Origin of the sequence: Phreatobacter sp. AB_2022a (assembly GCF_026847585.1) — a bacterium.
Taxonomy (GTDB): domain Bacteria; phylum Pseudomonadota; class Alphaproteobacteria; order Rhizobiales; family Phreatobacteraceae; genus Phreatobacter.
Window position 1 is genome coordinate 1 of the sequence record NZ_JAPSET010000040.1, and the last position, 16,832, is coordinate 16,832.

Sequence of the window (16,832 nt, forward strand, 5' to 3'; positions counted from 1 at the left end):
GAGCAGGGCACGGGGTGGCGCCGAGCCGGGCGCCGCCTGCGACAGGTCGATCGGCGCGCCGAAGGCGCCGTCATAGCGGGTCATCCAGGCGCGCGCCGCCGGAATCGGCGGCGTGCCCGTGTCGACGACTTGCGGATTCAAGGCGAACAAGGGGTCACCAGGCTCCGGTGTTCGGCATGGAGGCCCAGGGCTCCGCGGGCGCCTTGGCGGCGCCCTTCTGCAGGAGTTCGATCGAGATGTTGTCGGGCGAGCGGACGAAGGCCATGACACCGTCACGCGGCGGCCGGTTGATCACGATACCGGCCTTCTGCAGCCTGTCGCAGGTCGCGTAGATGTCGTCGACCTCATAGGCGAGGTGGCCGAAGCTGCGGCCGCCGGTATAGACTTCCGGGTCCCAGTTGTAGGTCAATTCGACCAGCGCGCCGCCACGGCGGCCGGCGGCGGCATCGGCCTCGGCCTGGGCCTTGTCCTCGGGGGCGGCAAGGAAGACGAGGGTGAAGCGGCCCTTCTCGTTGTCGATCCGGCGGACCTCCACAAGGCCGAGCTTGTTGCAGTAGAAGTCGAGCGACTGGTCGAGGTCGGTGACGCGAACCATGGTGTGAAGATAACGCATGTGACCGTCCTTTGATCTGGCGCTTGGAGTGTGGAATGGACGCGGAGTTGAAGACGGCGGCGAACGATCTGGCAAGCCTCGTCGAACAATCCAGCCGTGCGCTCGCTTTTACCGGTGCGGGGCTGTCGACGGAATGCGGAATTCCGGATTTTCGTTCGCCCGGTGGATTGTGGACGCGCAACAAGCCCATCCCCTTCGACGCCTTTGTGACGAGCCGGGCGGCCCGCAGCGAAGCCTGGCGGCGCAAATTCGCGATGGACGAGAGCTTCAAGGCGGCCGTGCCGGGACGCGGCCACCGCGCGCTGGCAGCAATGGTCGCGACCGGCCGGCTGCGCGGCATCGTCACGCAGAACATCGACAATCTGCATCAGGACTCCGGCGTGCCCGGCGAGCGGCTGATCGAGCTGCACGGCAACGGCACCTATGCGACCTGCCTTCATTGCGCGCGCCGCTACGAGCTTGGCTGGGTTCGCGAGGCGTTCGAGGCGGCTGGCGGCGAGGCGCCCGACTGCAGCGCCTGCGGCGGCCCGGTGAAATCCGCCACCATCTCGTTCGGGCAGGCCATGCCGGAAGCCGAGATGCGGCGCGCGCTCGACTGGTCGGTGGAGGCGGATCTGTTCATCGCGATCGGTTCCTCGCTCGTCGTCCACCCTGCTGCAGGGCTGCCGGTCGCGGCCAAGCGCGCGGGTGCGCGGCTGGTCATCCTCAACCGTGAGGATACGCCGCTCGACGGGCTGGCGGACCGGGTGATCGCAGCGGATATCGGCACGGTGCTGCAATCTGTGGTCGAGCGGCTCGGTATTGCAGGTCCCGGCTGAGCCATGGCGCTGCAAGCACCCGCCAAATATGTTCGCAATCCCGCCGCCCGCTGATTTTATGGCTTTGCTGAACCAAGCGCGATGTTATCCTTTTCTTAGAGAATCAGACGAAGTGGGACCTCGGGGCAGGGTCCCGACAGAGCGGCGGTGAGCGTGATGACCTCGGACGGTTCCGATCCGGACGGCCAGGGTGGCAAGAACAACCTTCACGTGCGGGGGGCTGGCCAGCCGGCCGTCGACGAGGTGCCGGCGGATCTCGTCGAAATCTCCGGCACGATCAAATGGTTCGATGTGGCCAAGGGTTACGGTTTCATCGTGCCGGACGGCGGCGGTGCCGACGTGCTGCTGCACGTCACCAGCCTGCGCCGCGACGGTTTTCAGACGGCCTATGAAGGTGCGCGGATCGTGGTCGAGGCGACCATGCGCCAGCGCGGCATGCAGACCTTCCGCGTCCTGTCGATGGACGATTCGACGGCGGTGAATCCCTCGCAGCTGCCGCCGGCACGCACCCATGTCTCGGTGACGCCGACGAGCGGCCTGGAGCGGGCCGAGGTGAAGTGGTTCAACCGCCTGCGCGGCTTCGGCTTCCTGTCGCGCGGCCCCGGCACGCCCGACATCTTCGTGCACATGGAAACGCTGCGCCGCTACGGGCTCACGGAATTGCGACCGGGCCAGTGGGTTCTGGTGCGTTATGGTGACGGCTCCAAGGGTCTGATGGCCGCGGAAGTCCGTCCGGACGGGGCGCCTTTCCCGGCCTCGCACTGAGAGCCTATGCGAGGTTGCCTCATGACGATTGATCGCCGAATGCTGCTGGCGGCGGGCGCGGGCCTCATCGCCGCGCCCATCACCGCGCGCGCGATGAGCGCCGCCGTGAATCGGCTCGAGATCGTCATGCGCTCGGGCCGCAGGCACGCGTTCGAGGTGGAGATCGCCAATACGCCGGAGACGCGGGCCCGCGGCCTGATGTTCCGCCGGTCGCTGCCAGCCGATGGCGGCATGCTGTTCGATTTCGCTGCCGGCGAGACCGACGTGTCGATGTGGATGAAGAATACCTATATCCCGCTCGACATGGTGTTCATCCGGGCGAACGGCACGATCCGCCATATTGCCGAGAACACGACGCCGTTTTCGGAGGCGACCATTTCGTCGCGCGGGCCGGTCAAGGCGGTGCTGGAGGTTGCCGGCGGCACCTGCCAGCGGCTCGGCATCGCCCCAGGCGACCGCGTCATCCACCCTTTCTTCAGAAGCTGAGCTTTAACAAAGCCGGGCAAGGCCGCTTGCCGCGGCCGGGTGCCTCGGCTATTGCGAGGGGCGCGTCGGGGCGTAGCGCAGCCTGGTAGCGCGAGAGTTTTGGGTACTCTAGGTCGCTGGTTCGAATCCAGTCGCCCCGACCATTCCCGGCCCACTTGAGGAGGCGTTCACGTGGTGGCCCGCATCTATCGACCCGCCAAGACCGCGATGCAGTCCGGTCAGGCCAAGACCCACGACTGGCGGCTCGATTTCGAGCCGGAGGCGCCGCGCGTGGTCGAGCCGCTGATGGGCTATACGAGCTCGACCGACATGCGCCAGCAGGTGCGTCTGACCTTCGAGACCAAGGAAGACGCCATCGCCTATGCCGAGAAGAACGGCCTGGCCTACGAGGTGTTCGAGACTGATACGCCGAAGCGGCGCACGGCGGCCTATTCGGACAATTTCAAGTTCAACCGCATCGGAACCTGGACCCACTGACGGGTCTGAGCTTCCATGGGCCCGCGCCCTTGGGCGCGGCCCGCAGCCGGCCGATCGCATGATCCGGTCCCGTAGCTCAGTTGGATAGAGCGACAGCCTTCTAAGCTGTTGGTCGCAGGTTCGAGTCCTGCCGGGATCGCCATTCCTTGGAAATATCAACGAATTGACGCCGCGGCCGGCCTGGCCGGGGAAGGGGCGCCGCGAAACGCGACGCCCGCAACGCATCAATAGTCCATGCCGCCGGCTGCGGCTGCCGCCGGAACCGTGTCCTTCTTCGGAAGGTCGGCAATCATGGCCTCGGTCGTGATCAGCAGGCCAGCGACGGAGGCGGCATCCTGGATCGCCGTGCGCACGACCTTGGTCGGGTCGATGATGCCGGCCTTGACCAGATCGCGATATTCGCCCGTCTGCGCGTCATAGCCCCAGGCATAGTCGGTCGCCTCCAGCAGCTTGCCGATGACAACACCGCCATCCTCTCCAGCATTCTCGACGATCTGCTTGGCGGGGGCGCTGATGGCCCGGCGGACGATGTCGATGCCGGTGCGCTGATCGTCGCTGGCCGGCGCAAGGCCCTCCAGCGCCTTGATCGCGCGCAGCAGCGCAACGCCGCCGCCCGGCAGGATGCCTTCCTCCACCGCGGCGCGCGTGGCGTTCAGGGCGTCGTCGACGCGGTCCTTCTTTTCCTTGACCTCGACCTCGGTCGCGCCGCCGACACGGATGACAGCGACCCCGCCGGCGAGCTTCGCCAGCCGCTCCTGGAGCTTCTCGCGATCGTAGTCGGAGGTCGTCTCCTCGATCTGCGCCTTGATCTGTGCGATCCGCGCGTCGATGTCGGCTCTGGAGCCCATCCCGTCGACGATGGTGGTGTTCTCCTTCTCGATGCGCACGCGCTTGGCGCGGCCGAGCATGTCGAGCGTGACGTTTTCGAGCTTGATGCCGAGGTCCTCGCTGATCGCGGTGCCTCCGGTCAGGATCGCGATATCTTCGAGCATCGCCTTGCGCCGATCGCCGAAGCCCGGAGCCTTCACGGCGGCGATCTTGAGCCCGCCGCGGAGCTTGTTGACGACCAGCGTGGCGAGAGCTTCGCCTTCGACGTCTTCGGCCACGATCAGCAGCGGCTTGCCGGATTTGACCACCGCCTCCAGCAGAGGCAGCAGCGTCTGGAGGCCCGTGAGTTTCTTGTCGTGGATCAGGATGTAGGGATCCTCGAGCTCGACGGTCATCTTTTCGCCGTTGGTGACGAAATAGGGTGAGAGATAGCCGCGGTCGAACTGCATGCCCTCGACGATGTCGAGCTCCGTCTCGGCCGTCTTGGCCTCCTCGACCGTGATGACGCCCTCCTTGCCGACCTTTTTCATCGCCTCGGCGATCATCTCGCCGATCGTGCGATCGCCATTGGCGGAGATGGTGCCGACCTGGGCGACCTCCTCCGAGCCGGTGATCGTCTTGGAATGGTCACTGAGGGATTTCGTCACCGCCTGCACCGCAAGGTCGATCCCGCGCTTCAGGTCCATCGGGTTCATGCCCGCGGCGACAGCCTTGGCGCCTTCGCGGACGATCGCTTGAGCCAGGACCGTTGCCGTCGTGGTGCCGTCGCCCGCCGCATCGGCTTGCTTGGCGGCAACTTCGCGCACCATCTGCGCGCCCATATTTTCGAACTTGTCGGAAAGCTCGATCTCCTTTGCGACGGTGACGCCGTCCTTGGTGATGCGGGGAGCACCGAACGACTTCTCGATCACGACGTTGCGGCCCTTGGGACCCAGCGTCACCTTCACGGCGTTGGCCAGCGTGTCGACACCACGCAGCATCCGCTCGCGCGCGTCCTGCGAAAACTTGACGTCCTTCGCAGCCATGATTCCTCACTCCTTCAGACTTGAGGTTTCAGGTCGGTCAGATGGAAAGGCCCCTTCAGGCGGCCTTCTTGAAGGTCGCGGCCGCCTCGACCACGCCCATAATGTCGCTCTCCTTGACGATCAGCAGATCCTCGCCGTCGATCTTGACCTCGGTCCCGCTCCATTTGCCGAAGAGGACGCGGTCGCCGACCTTGACGTCGAGCGGAATGAGCTTGCCCTGTTCGTCGTGGCGGCCCGGCCCGGCCGCGACGACCTCTCCTTCCTGCGGCTTCTCCTGGGCGGTGTCGGGAATGATGATCCCGCCCTTGGTCCTCCCCTCCGCGTCGATGCGCCTCACGACGACGCGATCGTGCAGTGGCCGAAACTTCATGAGTTCCTCCAGTGTTCAGGTCTGTCACAGGTCAAGGCGGGCCGGCGTCCCGAGGCGGCTCGCGGCGGTTTTCCGCGGCGCCGGGACGCCGTGCCCGGCGGATGATTTGGTTTGCCTCATTTTGGCCTTCAAGAGGCCGGCGGAACTTTTTTTGAATGAGTGCTACCATGTTGAAATAGCTAGCTAATGACGGATTCCGGCGCCCGCCGATGCCGCCTGCGGCGCCCTGCCGATCGCGCCAGAACAGCGGCCAGGCCAGCGCCTTTTCCGCGCTGCGCCGTGGGCGCGGCACGGCCGTCGATCTCCTTGCGCGTCACCCTTGAAGGGCAGGGCAGCCGTTCCTAGCTCCGTGACGATGAGCGGGCTTCCTGTCCCCGCGCATCTTCATGACATCGCGAACGGAGGAGGTTCTTGCTCGTCGCGACGGCTGTCGTCTTGCCCATGGCGATCGTCACCGGCGCGGCCCCCAAGGGATCGCCGCAGTCGGGCCTCGATCGTCGGCCGGAAGCCAAGCGACGGAGACATGGCAAGGCGGCCGCGCCCATGCCGGCGGCCACCAGGCCTTTCCGGACCGCGTTCATTGTCAACGCTTTGCTCAAACGAGGAGGTTTTGCCGATGAAGATTGCCCAGATCGCGCCGCTCGCCGAGCGCTGCCCGCCAAGGCTCTACGGCGGCACCGAGCGGATCGTATCCTATCTGACCGAGGAGCTCGTTCGGCTGGGGCACGACGTCACGCTGTTTGCGAGTGGCGACTCGCGAACGAAAGCCAAGCTCGTTCCGTGCTGCGACATGGCCTTGCGGCTGAATCCATCGGTCCGGGACCCGCTTCCCTATCACATGCTGATGCTGGAACAGGTCCGGCGCTGCGCCGACGAGTTCGACGTGCTGCACTTCCATATCGACCTGATGCATTATCCGCTCGCCGCCTCGCTCGGCCGGATGGTCACGACGCTGCATGGACGGCTCGACCTGCCGGATCTGCCACCCTTCTACGCGGCCTTTCCGCGATATCCTCTGGTCTCGATATCCGACAGCCAGCGCCGCCCGCTCGCCTTCGCCAATTGGGCGGCGACGGTCCATCACGGCCTGCCCGAGGACCTGCTGCCGTTCAGCGCCAACCCGAAGGAGGGCTATCTCGCCTTCCTCGGCCGGATTTCACCCGAGAAACGCCCGGATCGCGCGATCGAGATCGCCGCCCGCGCCGGCATGAAGCTGAAGATCGCAGCCAAAATCGACAAAGCCGACGAGGCCTATTGGGACGGGACGATCCGGCCGATGCTGGCCTCGCATCCCAATGTCGAATTTGTCGGCGAGATCAACGAGCACGACAAGGCAACATTCCTCGGTGAGGCGAGCGCCCTGCTGTTCCCGATCGACTGGCCGGAGCCGTTCGGCCTCGTCATGATCGAAGCGATGGCCTGCGGCACTCCGGTCATTGCCTTTCGCAACGGGTCGGTGCCGGAGGTGATCGACGAACGGGTCTCCGGCTTCATCGTCAGCAATGTCGACGAGGCCGCCGCCGCAGCCCGCCGTGTCGACCTCATCGATCGAGCAGAGGTGCGCGCCGCTTTCGAGGAGCGCTTCACGGCCGAGCGGATGGCGCGCGACTATCTCGACGTCTATCGCGGACTGGAAGGCGGACTTCCGGGCGTGATGAGGCCCCCGGCCAGGGTCGGCAACGGCATCGATCTGGAGGCGATGGCCTGAGGGCATGCGATGCCGAGGATGGCCACCGCCGAAGGCGTGGCCATTCACTCGCCCCGGCATCGCGGCTGCCTTGTGCGCGGCCTGCGGGACGTGGGCGCATTTGGAACGCGGTGCCGGGCGGGCGGCTCGCGCCGGCCGCGCCGGTGGCAGCACCGCGGCGCCGGTCAGTCCGCGGTTTCCGCCAGCGCCTCGCGCATTTCGCGCAGCGCCGTGAGCTGCGTCTCGCGATCCTCGATCTCGCGCATCAGATCGGCTTCGGCGGCGGCATCGGTGATCGCCTGGGAGCGCTCGATCAACTCGCCGAGCTGCTGCATCACCGCCGCGATACGATTGTCGATATCGAACAGCCGTTCGGACTTGTCGGTCATGACCGGCTCCTTTCGCGAACCCCGACGGTTGTCAACGCGGCCCGCATCGTCCGGGTTCCGCAAGGCGCCCCCTGCGGTCAGGGATGGACGTCGTGTCCGGCGGCGGCCTCGGCCTCGCGGCAGAGCTCGCGGAACCTGCGTACGACCTCCTCGAGATGCTGGATCCTCGCAGCGGCCGGATCCTTCGACTTTTCGGTCTTGTTGGCGCGGACGAACCTGGCCGCCGCTTCGGCGCAGCGGATCCAGACCGCCTGCTCGGCCGCGGACAGGCCGTCGAAGGTCGGCGCGCGCGGGGGCTCGTCATCCGCGAACCGCGCGTCGAAGATCACCCGAGCCAAGGCCAGAGTATCAGTCATGGCGTCCCCAGGGCATGTTGACCTGCCGTGAGGCTCGCATAGCAGGGCAGGCGGGCCTGACGCTAGGTCCGGCCGGTACTTTTCGACATGATCAGCGGGCGGTCGCCGCGTCCAGCCGGCGGCGGGTCAGCCACAGCACCAGGGTCGCCGCCGCGACCATCCAGACCTTGCCCAGCACCATGCCGGGCAGAAGGCTGACCGAGCCGAAGGCGAGCCACAGGAACAGGGTGCTGTCGATGGCGGTGCCGACGACGCTCGAGGCGATCACCGCCGGGATCAGCCGGCGGCGCGCGAGCGGTGTATAGACCGCCGTGTCGGCCAGCTCGGAGAACAGGAAGGCGGCGCCGGAGGCGAGCGCGAGCGCGGGTGGCGCGACGAACCAGGAGAAGACCGCGCCGCAGATGACGCCCGCGAGCGACCAGCCGAGGCCGAGCGTGCGCTGGACGACGTCGCGCAGGACGAGCGCGAGACCGACCATCAGGACGCCGCTCGGCGCCATCAGGCCGAAGCCGACGGGAATGATGCAGGGGCCGTTCGGCACGCAGGTCGTGCCGACATTGCCGATGAGCCAGTTCGCCAGGGGAATGGTCGAGACGAAGCCGACGAGCGAGGCAATTCCGATCATGCGGGACGGGGTCCGTTCAGAAAGGGTTTTCGGGTGTCGGCCGGCTCTATACTGCGGATTGCGCCGCCGTCCCACGAAAAACGGCTGCTCCGCGCGATCGTGATGAGGCGCCGCGCCAGGCCCCGGGGAACGCGCCTCTGGCCGTGAGGGAGAGGCGGTCCGGCGGCTGGCCCGCCTGTGATCGCGATTCAGGAGATGCCGGCAAGGTGCTGACGCCGTGGCTCTTTTCTGTTTCCGGCCGCGTCGTCGCCGGGCTCCTGACGGTTGCTCGTGAGGCCGCCGGACTGCCTTATTTGCGCTCAATTAACCTTTCGCTGGTGCCATGGCCGCAGTGACAGTGATTCGTGAGAGCATCGCGTGGCCGAGATCATTCCGTTCCCTCCGAGACCCAAGGCCACCGAGGAAGCCTGCGAGATCGACCTGCTTCTGGCGGTCGACATCGCGATCCGCGATCTGCGCGACCTGTCGCGCCGCCTGCGCAGCAAGGCCTCGCGCCAGCAGGCCGAGGACTGCCGGCAGATGCTGGAGCGGGCGCTCCGGGCGGTGGTGTGACCCGTTCGGCCTGCCGATCATGACGGCGTGATCGCAGCGGCGGATGCGTGACATGCCGGCTCGATGGCCTTAAGGGAGATTTCCCGCAAGAGGACGCGGGCCGGACCGCCCGCACGCACGATGAGCCCGATCGACACGCCATCCGCCACAACGCTCGCCGCGCCGCCGCGCAGCCTGTCGGCGCGCCTCGCGGCGGTGCGCGAAGGCTTGAGCCTTGCCATTGTCCGGCTCAGGCGGCCGATCCGGCCGAACGCGACGCCCGCTCTGCGCATCTTCCCGGACTGGCCGAGCCGCGTCGCGGCAACGCTGATCGGCGCGGCTCTGGCCCTCGCCAGCATGGCCTATGTCGATCCGGTCGTTCAGGAGGCCCAGCACGGGATCCATGGCGGCCTTGCCGATCTTTTCGAGCTGATCACCCATGTCGGCAAGTCCGGCTGGCTGCTCTGGCCGACCGGCATCATGCTCGTCGTCATCGGCTTCGCCGTGCCGCCGGTCCGCGGCTTCGCCGACAAGGTCGTGCTGGCGCTCGCCGCCCGCCTTGCCTTCCTGATGGCGGCGGTCGGCGGCTCGGGTCTGATCATCGCCATCGTCAAGCGGCTGATCGGCCGGGCCCGCCCGCGCTATTTCGAGCAGTTCGGCACGCTGCATTTCGATCCGACCGCCTGGAGCTCGTCCTTTGCGAGTTTCCCGTCCGGCCATTCGCAGACCGCCTTCGCCATCGCCGTCGCCTTCGCCTGCCTGTTCCCGCGCTGGCGCCGGCTGCTGGTGGCCCTGGCGGCGCTCATCGCGGTCAGCCGGATTGTCGTTGACGCCCATTATTTCACCGACATCGTCGTCGGTTCGGCCTGGGGCGCCTGGTTCACCCTCATGACGCGCGACTGGTTCGCCCGCCGCGGCTTCGTCTTCGCTCCCGGGCCGGGTCGCGAACCCTTCCCCATGCCGCGCCGGCGCGTCGCGGCGGCCATCAGGCAGCTCGCCCGCCGCATCAGGTCGTGAGCATCGCTCCCGCGCGCGACGACCTCGACGCGCTCCGGCGCGAAGCCTGGGCGTTGATCGCCGCCGCCGTCACCGACGGCCTGGCGCCGTTCCATACGCCGACGATCGCAACGGCGGACGGCGAGGGCGCGCCGCGGCTGCGCACCGTGGTGCTGCGGGCGGCCGATGCCGCTGCCGGCACGGTGCGTTTCCATACCGACCTCAGATCGGCCAAGGCGGGCGAGCTCGCCGGCGACCCGCGGACGGCCGTGCACTTCTTCGATCCCGCGCGAAAGGTTCAGGTCCAGCTCGCTGGCAGGGCAGTCATTGCCGGCATCGCGGAGGAAGACGCGCGCTCGGCCTGGGAGACGGCGCGGCCGAGCAGCCGCACCGGCTATGGCGTGATGCCCGGGCCGGGCACGCCGATCGCCGGCGGCGGCAGCTATCGTCTGCCCGGGACGGCCGCCGAGATCGCCGCCGGCGCGGCCCATTTCGGCGCAGTCACCGTCACGGCCGATCGGCTCGACTGGCTGTCGCTCGACGCGACCGGCCACCGGCGCGCCCGTTTCGTGCGCACCGCAACAGCGTGGCAGGGCACCTGGCTGGTGCCCTGACGCCGGCTCAGCCGGCTGCCTTCATGCGGGCGAAGCCGGCGGCGAGATCGGCCTGAAGATCGGCGACGTCCTCGAGGCCGATCTGGAAGCGCAAGGCCGTGCCGCCGGGATTCCAGGTCGTCGCGGTGCGGTAGGTCGAGCAGTCGAAGGGCACGACCAGGCTCTCGTAGCCGCCCCACGAATAGCCCATGCCGAACAGTTCGAGCCCGTCCAGGAAGGCGCCGAGCGCCTGTTCCGACACCGGGTGCAGGATGACCGAGAACAGGCCGGATGCGCCCTTGAAGTCGCGCTTCCAGATCGCGTGGCCGGGATGGGACGGGAAGGCCGGATGCAGCACGGTCTTCACCTCGGGCCGCTCGCCCAGCCAGGTCGCCATGGCCATGCCCTGGCGGCCGGCTTCGTCGAGCCTCAAGCGCATGGTGCGCAGACCGCGCAGCGCCAGGAAGACGTCCTCGGGCGAGGACAGGATGGCCATGGCGTCGAAGGTTTCGCGCAGCGCCGGCCAGCAGCGCTCATTGGCCGTGACGAGGCCCATCAGGATGTCGGAATGGCCGCCGAGATATTTGGTGCCGGCTTCGATGGCGATGTCGACGCCGCGCTCATGCGGCGGAAAGAGCAGGGGGGTGGCCCAGGTATTGTCCATCAGCACCACCGCGCCGCGGGCGTGGGCGGCCTTGGCGATCGCCGGGATGTCCTGCATCTCGAAACTCTGCGAGCCCGGCGCCTCGGTGAAGACGGCGGTCGTGTTCGGCCGCATCAGCGCACCGATATCGGCGCCGACCAGCGGGTCGTAATAGGTCGTCTCGACGCCGAAGCGCCTGAGCACGGTGTCGCAGTACTGGCGCGTCGGGCGATAGACGGAATCGGTGACGAGCAGATGGTCGCCGGCCTTCAGGCAGGACTGCAGCGCGACCATGATGGCGGCGAGGCCGGAGGGCACCAGCACGGTGCCGGCGGCGCCGGAAAGCTCGGTCCAGGCCCTTTCCAGGGAGCCGGTGGTGGGCGTGCCCTTGGTGCCGTAGACGAAGCGCTGGCGGCGCGCCTTGAGCTCCTCATAGGTCGGGTAGAGCACCGTCGAGCCGCGATAGATCGGCGTATTGACGAAGCCGAACTGCTCCGACGGGTCGCGGCCGCCGAGGACGAGCCGGGTGCGTTCGGAAAAGCGCTTGCTGTCGGACGGGCCTGCCATAGTCGCCTCGCTTCAGGGACAAAATCGAGCGAGCAAGGCCCGCATCAGGACGGATGGGCGGCCATTTCTTCGACCAAGGAAGCAGGCGTCAAGCCCCCGCCAAGGCCTTGACCCCCGTTCTGAGATGGCCTGAGATGCAGGAATGCGAGGTCTCCAAGCGAGCTGCCTGGCAAGCCAGGCGGCTTCCTGCGGGGCCACAGGCGGTACAGAGGGGAAAAACGCGCCGTCCGCCTGCTCGCGCATGCCAACAATCGATCAAACAAAGACGGAAAAGGCTGCCACCATGAAACGGATCGTCTCGGCCCTCGCGCTTGGCGCAGTGCTCGGGTTTTCGTCCAGCGCCGCGCTGGCCCAAGCGCCCGCCGCGGGCAACACGCTGCGCAACGTGCAGGCGAAGGGCTTCGTGCAATGCGGCGTGACGCAAGGCCTCGCGGGCTTCTCGCAGCCCGACAGCCAGGGCAACTGGACCGGCCTCGACGTCGACTTCTGCCGCGCGGTCGCCGCCGCGATCTTCAACGACCCGACCAAGGTGCGCTTCGTGCCGCTGTCGGCAAAAGACCGTTTCACCGCGCTGCAGGCCGGTGAAATCGACGTGCTGGCGCGCAACTCGACCTGGACGATCCAGCGCGACACCGCGCTCGGCCTCAACTTCACCGGCGTCAACTATTACGACGGCCAGGGCTTCATGGTGCGCAAGTCGCTCAACGTGAAGAGCGCGCGCGAGCTGTCCGGCGCCTCGGTCTGCGTGCAGGCCGGAACGACGACCGAGCTGAACCTTGCCGACTTCTTCCGGGCCAACAACCTCAAATACGAGCCGGTGGTCTTCGCCACCAACGACGAAACCGTGAAGGCCTATGACGCCGGCCGCTGCGACGCCTTCACGACGGACGCCTCGGGCCTCTATGCCGAGCGCGTGAAGCTCGCCAAGCCCGACGACCATATCGTGCTGCCGGAGATCATCTCCAAGGAGCCGCTCGGGCCGGTCGTCCGTCACGGCGACGACCAGTGGTTCGACATCGTCAAATGGGTGCTGTTCGCCCAGGTCAATGCCGAGGAGCTCGGGGTCAGCAAGGCCAATATCGAGCAGATGCTGCAGTCGGCCAACCCCGAGATCCGGCGTCTGGTCGGCACCGAGGGCAATTTCGGCGAGGCGCTGGGCCTGACCAAGGACTGGGTGGTGCGCATCGTCAGGCATGTCGGCAATTACGGCGAGGTGTTCGACCGCAATGTCGGCCCGAACACCCGCCTCGGCATTGCCCGCGGCCTCAACGCCCTGTGGAACAAGGGGGGCCTGCAATACGCCCCGCCGATCCGCTGATCCCACCGGCGGCGGCCGGGCCGATGATCCGGTCGCCGGCTGCCGAACAATACGACTGGACATGACAAACGTCCCGGGTCCACGATCCCGGGACGGTCACCGGTGAAGACAACCGGTCCACGGCGCCCGCTCGACGGGCGCCGGAAGGGCCACTCACCGAAGGACAGAAGGGGACGGCGAACATGACGGACGGCACATTGCCGGCTCGCGGGGTGAGTGCGCCCAAAGCGGCGTTTTTCAACAACCCCAAGATCAGAGGAACCATCTTCCAGGCGATCGCGCTCGGGCTGCTGGTCTTTCTCGCCTACAAGGGCATTTCCAACGCGGTCACCAACCTGACCAACCAGCGGATCGCCTCCGGCTTCGGCTTCCTGGAGAATACGGCCGGCTTCGGCATTTCGCAGGCGCTGATTCCCTGGAACGAGGCGATGAGTTACGGCCGGGCCTTCGTGGTCGGCCTGCTCAATACGCTGCTGCTCGCCGCGGTCGGCATCGTGTTCGCGACGCTGCTCGGCTTCGTCGTGGGCGTTGCCCGCCTGTCGCCCAACTGGGTGGTGGCGAAGATCGCCTACTGGTACGTCGAGATCATCCGCAACCTGCCGCTGCTGTTCCAGATCCTGTTCTGGTACCTGGCGGTCCTGGCGGTGATGCCGGAACCGCGCAATTCGCTGTCGGTCTTCGGCGAGATCTTCATCAACCGGCGCGGCGTCACGCTGCCCAAGCCCATCTTCGCCGATGGCGCGGGCGCCATCGGCATCGCGCTCGTGGTCGGCATCGTCGCCGCCCTGGTGCTGAGATCCTGGGCGCACAAGCGCCAGGATGCGACCGGCCAGCAGTTCCCGACTGTGCCCGCCATGTGGGGGCTGGTCCTCGGGCTGCCGCTCCTTGCCTATCTCGTCACGGGCATGCCGATCAGCTTCGACCATCCGGTGCAGGGGCGCTTCAACCTCCAGGGCGGCATGACGGTCAATCCCGAATTCGTCGCGCTTCTCGTCGCGCTCGTCGCCTATACCGCGGCCTTCATCGCGGAGATCGTGCGCGCCGGCATCCAGGCGGTCAGCCATGGCCAGACCGAGGCCGGCCGTTCGCTCGGCCTTGCCGAAGGACGGATCCTCAACCTCATCGTGATTCCGCAGGCGCTGCGCGTGATCATCCCGCCGATGACCAGCCAGTATCTGAACCTGACCAAGAACTCCTCGCTGGCGGTCGCGATCGGCTATCCCGACGTGGTCTCGGTCGGCGGCACCATCCTCAACCAGACCGGCCAGGCGATCGAGATCATCGCCATGTGGATGGCCTGCTACCTGACGATCTCGATCGTCACGTCGCTGTTCATGAACTGGTACAACCGGCGCATCGCGCTGGTGGAACGCTGAGACGGGGGAGGCAAGCTCATGAACGCGCCTTCGACCAGCGCTCCTCCGGCGTCCCCCGCCACATTCGTCCGCGGCGAGATCGCCCAGGCCCTGCCGCCGCCGGTGTCGCTTGCCGGGCCGATCGGCTGGATGCGCGCCAACCTGTTCTCGTCCATTCCGCAGACGATCCTGACCCTCATCGGCGCCTATGTCGCCGTCAATCTGCTCTGGACCTTCATCGACTTCACGCTCGTCCGGGCGGTGTGGAGCGGCGCCGACCGCGACGTCTGCCTCGACGAAAAGGCCGGCCGCCATGTCGGCGCCTGCTGGCCTTTCGTCCAGGCCAAGTTCGGCCAGTTCATGTACGGCTTCTATCCGATCGACCAGCGCTGGCGGGTCGACACCGTCGGCATCGCGGCGCTGGTCCTGCTGGTGCCGCTGCTCATTCCCTCGCTCGGCTACAAGGTGCTGAACGCCATCCTGTTCTTCGGCGTTTTCCCGGTCTTCGCCTTCATGCTGCTCTATGGTGGCTCGCTCATCAATCCCTGGCTCGTGGTCGTCGACTGGCTGGCGATCATCCTCGCCCTGGTGCTGCTGGTCGCCTATCTGCTCAGTCTCAGCGAGGCGGGCATGGAGGAGCGGCTGCTGTTTGCCGGCGGCCTTGTGCTGGTGGCGGTGCTCACCGGCATCTGGTTCCTGCGCCCGGCCTGGTTCGAGCTGCATGTGGTGGTCGGCCTCGGCGTGGTGATGGCCTGCGCGCTCAGCATCGCCGAAAGCCGCGCCAATGTCCGCCTGCTGCTGGTCAGCGCGGCGGCGCTCGCGCTCAGCATCCTGTGCTACGGTCTGGTCCGGGCCGGCACCTTCGATCTGCCGGCCCTGCCAGTCGTCGAGACCCGGCAATGGGGCGGGCTATTGGTCAGCCTCGTGGTCGCCGTCACCGGCATCGTCGCGGCGCTGCCGATCGGCGTCGCCCTGGCGCTCGGACGGCGCTCCAAGCTGCCGATCATCCGCTTCATGTCGGTGGCGCTGATCGAGATCGTGCGCGGCGTGCCGCTGATCACCGTCCTGTTCTTCGCCTCCTACATGCTGCCGCTGTTCCTCGAGCGGGCGCCCGATCCGCTGATGCGCGTGCTGGTCGGCGTCTCGATCTTCTCGGGCGCCTATATGGCGGAGGTCATTCGCGGCGGCCTGCAGGCCATTCCCAAGGGCCAGTTCGAGGGCGCCCAGGCGCTCGGCCTCAACTATCCCCGCATGATGGGGCTGATCATCCTGCCGCAGGCGCTGAAGCTGGTCATTCCCGGCATCGTCAACACCTTCATCGGCCTGTTCAAGGACACCACGCTCGTCTCGATCGTGGCGATCTTCGACCTCCTGGGCACCTTGCGCGCCGGCTTCACCGATCCGCAATGGGCGAGCCCGGTGACGCTCTATACCGGCTTCGCTTTTGCCGGGATCATCTACTTCGCTTTCTGCTATTTCATGTCGCGCTACTCGATCTTCGTCGAGAACCGCCTCAACAAGGGCCGTCGCCGCTAGGCGGGACCGGTCATCGCAAAACAAGGGTGCTAGGAGTTCCGCATGGCCAGTTCCGCAGCCGCGAAAATGCCCGCAACGAGCAGCGAGGTGGCGGTCGACCTCTCGGGTGTCCACAAGTGGTACGGCGAGTTCCACGTGCTGAAGGACATCAACCTGACGGTCCGGCGCGGCGAGCGCATCGTCATCTGCGGCCCGTCCGGCTCGGGCAAGTCGACGATGATCCGCTGCATCAACCGCCTGGAGGAGCACCAGCAGGGCAAGATCGTCGTCGACGGCATCGAGCTGACCAACGACCTCAAGAAGATCGACGAGATCCGCCGCGAGGTCGGCATGGTGTTCCAGCACTTCAACCTGTTCCCGCACCTGACCATTCTGGAGAACTGCACGCTGGCGCCGATCTGGGTGAAGAAGATGCCCAAGAAGGACGCCGAAGAGATCGCGATGCACTATCTCAAGCGGGTCAGGATCCCCGAGCAGGCCAACAAATATCCGGGCCAGCTGTCCGGCGGCCAGCAGCAGCGCGTGGCGATCGCGAGGGCGCTGTGCATGAGCCCGAAGATCATGCTGTTCGACGAGCCGACCTCGGCGCTCGACCCGGAAATGGTCAAGGAGGTGCTCGACACCATGGTGAGCCTTGCCGAGGAGGGCATGACCATGCTGTGCGTCACCCACGAGATGGGCTTCGCCCGCCAGGTCGCCAACCGCGTGATCTTCATGGATTTCGGCCAGATCATCGAAATGAACGAGCCGAACGCCTTCTTCTCCAATCCGCAGCACGAGCGGACCAAGCTGTTCCTCAGCCAGATCCTGCACTGAGAGGAGACCGGCCCGTGGCGAACGGGGCGCGGGGAAGA

At 66.9% G+C, this 16,832-nt stretch carries 19 protein-coding genes and 2 tRNA genes; 14 read left to right on the plus strand and 7 right to left on the minus strand.

All coding sequences use genetic code 11. From position 1 onward, the window contains the following. Nucleotides 1–154: 154 nt before the first annotated feature. The gene (gloA, locus tag OZ671_RS23775) at nt 155–613 is read right to left on the minus strand and encodes a lactoylglutathione lyase (RefSeq protein ID WP_038311772.1); all 459 of its coding nucleotides are present in this window, start codon (nt 611–613) and stop codon (nt 155–157) included. A gap of 35 nt (nt 614–648) precedes the next feature. Here gloA and OZ671_RS23780 point away from each other — a divergent pair, with 35 nt between their 5' ends. From OZ671_RS23780 to OZ671_RS23805, 6 genes are all read left to right on the plus strand, one after another. Next, complete coding sequence (locus OZ671_RS23780) at nt 649–1,431, plus strand: SIR2 family NAD-dependent protein deacylase (protein ID WP_268863027.1); 783 nt, start codon at nt 649–651, stop codon at nt 1,429–1,431. A gap of 156 nt (nt 1,432–1,587) precedes the next feature. Then, the gene (locus OZ671_RS23785; RefSeq protein ID WP_103168587.1) at nt 1,588–2,196 is read left to right on the plus strand and encodes a cold-shock protein; all 609 of its coding nucleotides are present in this window, start codon (nt 1,588–1,590) and stop codon (nt 2,194–2,196) included. A gap of 21 nt (nt 2,197–2,217) precedes the next feature. After that, nucleotides 2,218–2,682 carry a DUF192 domain-containing protein gene (locus tag OZ671_RS23790; RefSeq protein WP_038311774.1) on the plus strand — a complete coding sequence of 155 codons (465 nt, stop codon included), beginning with the start codon at nt 2,218–2,220 and terminating at the stop codon, nt 2,680–2,682. A gap of 66 nt (nt 2,683–2,748) precedes the next feature. Next, nucleotides 2,749–2,825 (plus strand) — tRNA-Pro (locus tag OZ671_RS23795). Between the two features lie 28 nt (nt 2,826–2,853). Continuing rightward, nucleotides 2,854–3,159: an ETC complex I subunit gene (locus tag OZ671_RS23800; protein WP_038311775.1), complete on the plus strand. Its 306-nt coding sequence runs from the start codon at nt 2,854–2,856 to the stop codon at nt 3,157–3,159. 65 nt (nt 3,160–3,224) lie between these two features. Then, a tRNA-Arg gene (locus OZ671_RS23805) sits at nt 3,225–3,301 on the plus strand. 82 nt (nt 3,302–3,383) lie between these two features. On the opposite strand, the gene groL is transcribed toward OZ671_RS23805, so the two are convergent. Continuing rightward, complete coding sequence (gene groL, locus OZ671_RS23810) at nt 3,384–5,012, minus strand: chaperonin GroEL (protein WP_268863028.1); 1,629 nt, start codon at nt 5,010–5,012, stop codon at nt 3,384–3,386. A gap of 55 nt (nt 5,013–5,067) precedes the next feature. Continuing rightward, a complete protein-coding gene (groES, locus tag OZ671_RS23815) occupies nt 5,068–5,382 on the minus strand; it encodes a co-chaperone GroES (RefSeq protein WP_268863029.1) in 315 nt (104 codons plus the stop codon). Between the two features lie 616 nt (nt 5,383–5,998). Between groES and OZ671_RS23820 the strand changes: the two genes are divergently transcribed. Further along, nucleotides 5,999–7,090: a glycosyltransferase family 4 protein gene (locus OZ671_RS23820; RefSeq protein WP_268863030.1), complete on the plus strand. Its 1,092-nt coding sequence runs from the start codon at nt 5,999–6,001 to the stop codon at nt 7,088–7,090. Nucleotides 7,091–7,254: 164 nt separating this feature from the next. On the opposite strand, the gene OZ671_RS23825 is transcribed toward OZ671_RS23820, so the two are convergent. The 3 genes from OZ671_RS23825 to OZ671_RS23835 form a co-directional block, all read right to left on the minus strand. Then, the gene (locus OZ671_RS23825) at nt 7,255–7,458 is read right to left on the minus strand and encodes a hypothetical protein (protein ID WP_038311779.1); all 204 of its coding nucleotides are present in this window, start codon (nt 7,456–7,458) and stop codon (nt 7,255–7,257) included. A 77-nt stretch (nt 7,459–7,535) separates the two neighbouring features. After that, a complete protein-coding gene (locus OZ671_RS23830) occupies nt 7,536–7,814 on the minus strand; it encodes a hypothetical protein (RefSeq protein WP_268863031.1) in 279 nt (92 codons plus the stop codon). A gap of 91 nt (nt 7,815–7,905) precedes the next feature. Next, entirely contained in the window at nt 7,906–8,439 is a 534-nt protein-coding gene (locus OZ671_RS23835; RefSeq protein WP_268863032.1) for a VUT family protein, read from the minus strand. 357 nt (nt 8,440–8,796) lie between these two features. Between OZ671_RS23835 and OZ671_RS23840 the strand changes: the two genes are divergently transcribed. From OZ671_RS23840 to OZ671_RS23850, 3 genes are all read left to right on the plus strand, one after another. Further along, nucleotides 8,797–8,991: a hypothetical protein gene (locus OZ671_RS23840; RefSeq protein WP_268863033.1), complete on the plus strand. Its 195-nt coding sequence runs from the start codon at nt 8,797–8,799 to the stop codon at nt 8,989–8,991. A 120-nt stretch (nt 8,992–9,111) separates the two neighbouring features. Further along, nucleotides 9,112–9,987, plus strand: a complete 876-nt coding sequence (locus OZ671_RS23845; RefSeq protein ID WP_268863034.1) for a phosphatase PAP2 family protein — start codon at nt 9,112–9,114, stop codon at nt 9,985–9,987. Beyond that, on the plus strand, nt 9,984–10,580 hold the full coding sequence (locus OZ671_RS23850; RefSeq protein WP_268863035.1) for a pyridoxamine 5'-phosphate oxidase family protein: 597 nt from the start codon (nt 9,984–9,986) through the stop codon (nt 10,578–10,580). The genes OZ671_RS23845 and OZ671_RS23850 overlap by 4 nt, the downstream gene beginning before the upstream one ends. A gap of 7 nt (nt 10,581–10,587) precedes the next feature. Here the strand turns inward: OZ671_RS23850 and metC are convergent, their stop codons facing one another. Further along, the gene (gene metC, locus OZ671_RS23855) at nt 10,588–11,769 is read right to left on the minus strand and encodes a cystathionine beta-lyase (protein ID WP_268863036.1); all 1,182 of its coding nucleotides are present in this window, start codon (nt 11,767–11,769) and stop codon (nt 10,588–10,590) included. Between the two features lie 283 nt (nt 11,770–12,052). On the opposite strand from metC, the gene OZ671_RS23860 reads away from it, so the two are divergent. The 4 genes from OZ671_RS23860 to OZ671_RS23875 all read left to right on the plus strand — a co-directional run bounded on the left by OZ671_RS23860 (nt 12,053) and on the right by OZ671_RS23875 (nt 16,794). Continuing rightward, nucleotides 12,053–13,087, plus strand: a complete 1,035-nt coding sequence (locus OZ671_RS23860) for an amino acid ABC transporter substrate-binding protein (protein WP_038311785.1) — start codon at nt 12,053–12,055, stop codon at nt 13,085–13,087. Between the two features lie 182 nt (nt 13,088–13,269). Next, nucleotides 13,270–14,463: an amino acid ABC transporter permease gene (locus OZ671_RS23865; RefSeq protein ID WP_038311786.1), complete on the plus strand. Its 1,194-nt coding sequence runs from the start codon at nt 13,270–13,272 to the stop codon at nt 14,461–14,463. Between the two features lie 18 nt (nt 14,464–14,481). Continuing rightward, the gene (locus OZ671_RS23870; protein WP_038311787.1) at nt 14,482–15,978 is read left to right on the plus strand and encodes an amino acid ABC transporter permease; all 1,497 of its coding nucleotides are present in this window, start codon (nt 14,482–14,484) and stop codon (nt 15,976–15,978) included. Between the two features lie 66 nt (nt 15,979–16,044). Continuing rightward, nucleotides 16,045–16,794 carry an amino acid ABC transporter ATP-binding protein gene (locus OZ671_RS23875; RefSeq protein ID WP_146053137.1) on the plus strand — a complete coding sequence of 250 codons (750 nt, stop codon included), beginning with the start codon at nt 16,045–16,047 and terminating at the stop codon, nt 16,792–16,794. Nucleotides 16,795–16,832 lie beyond the last annotated feature (38 nt).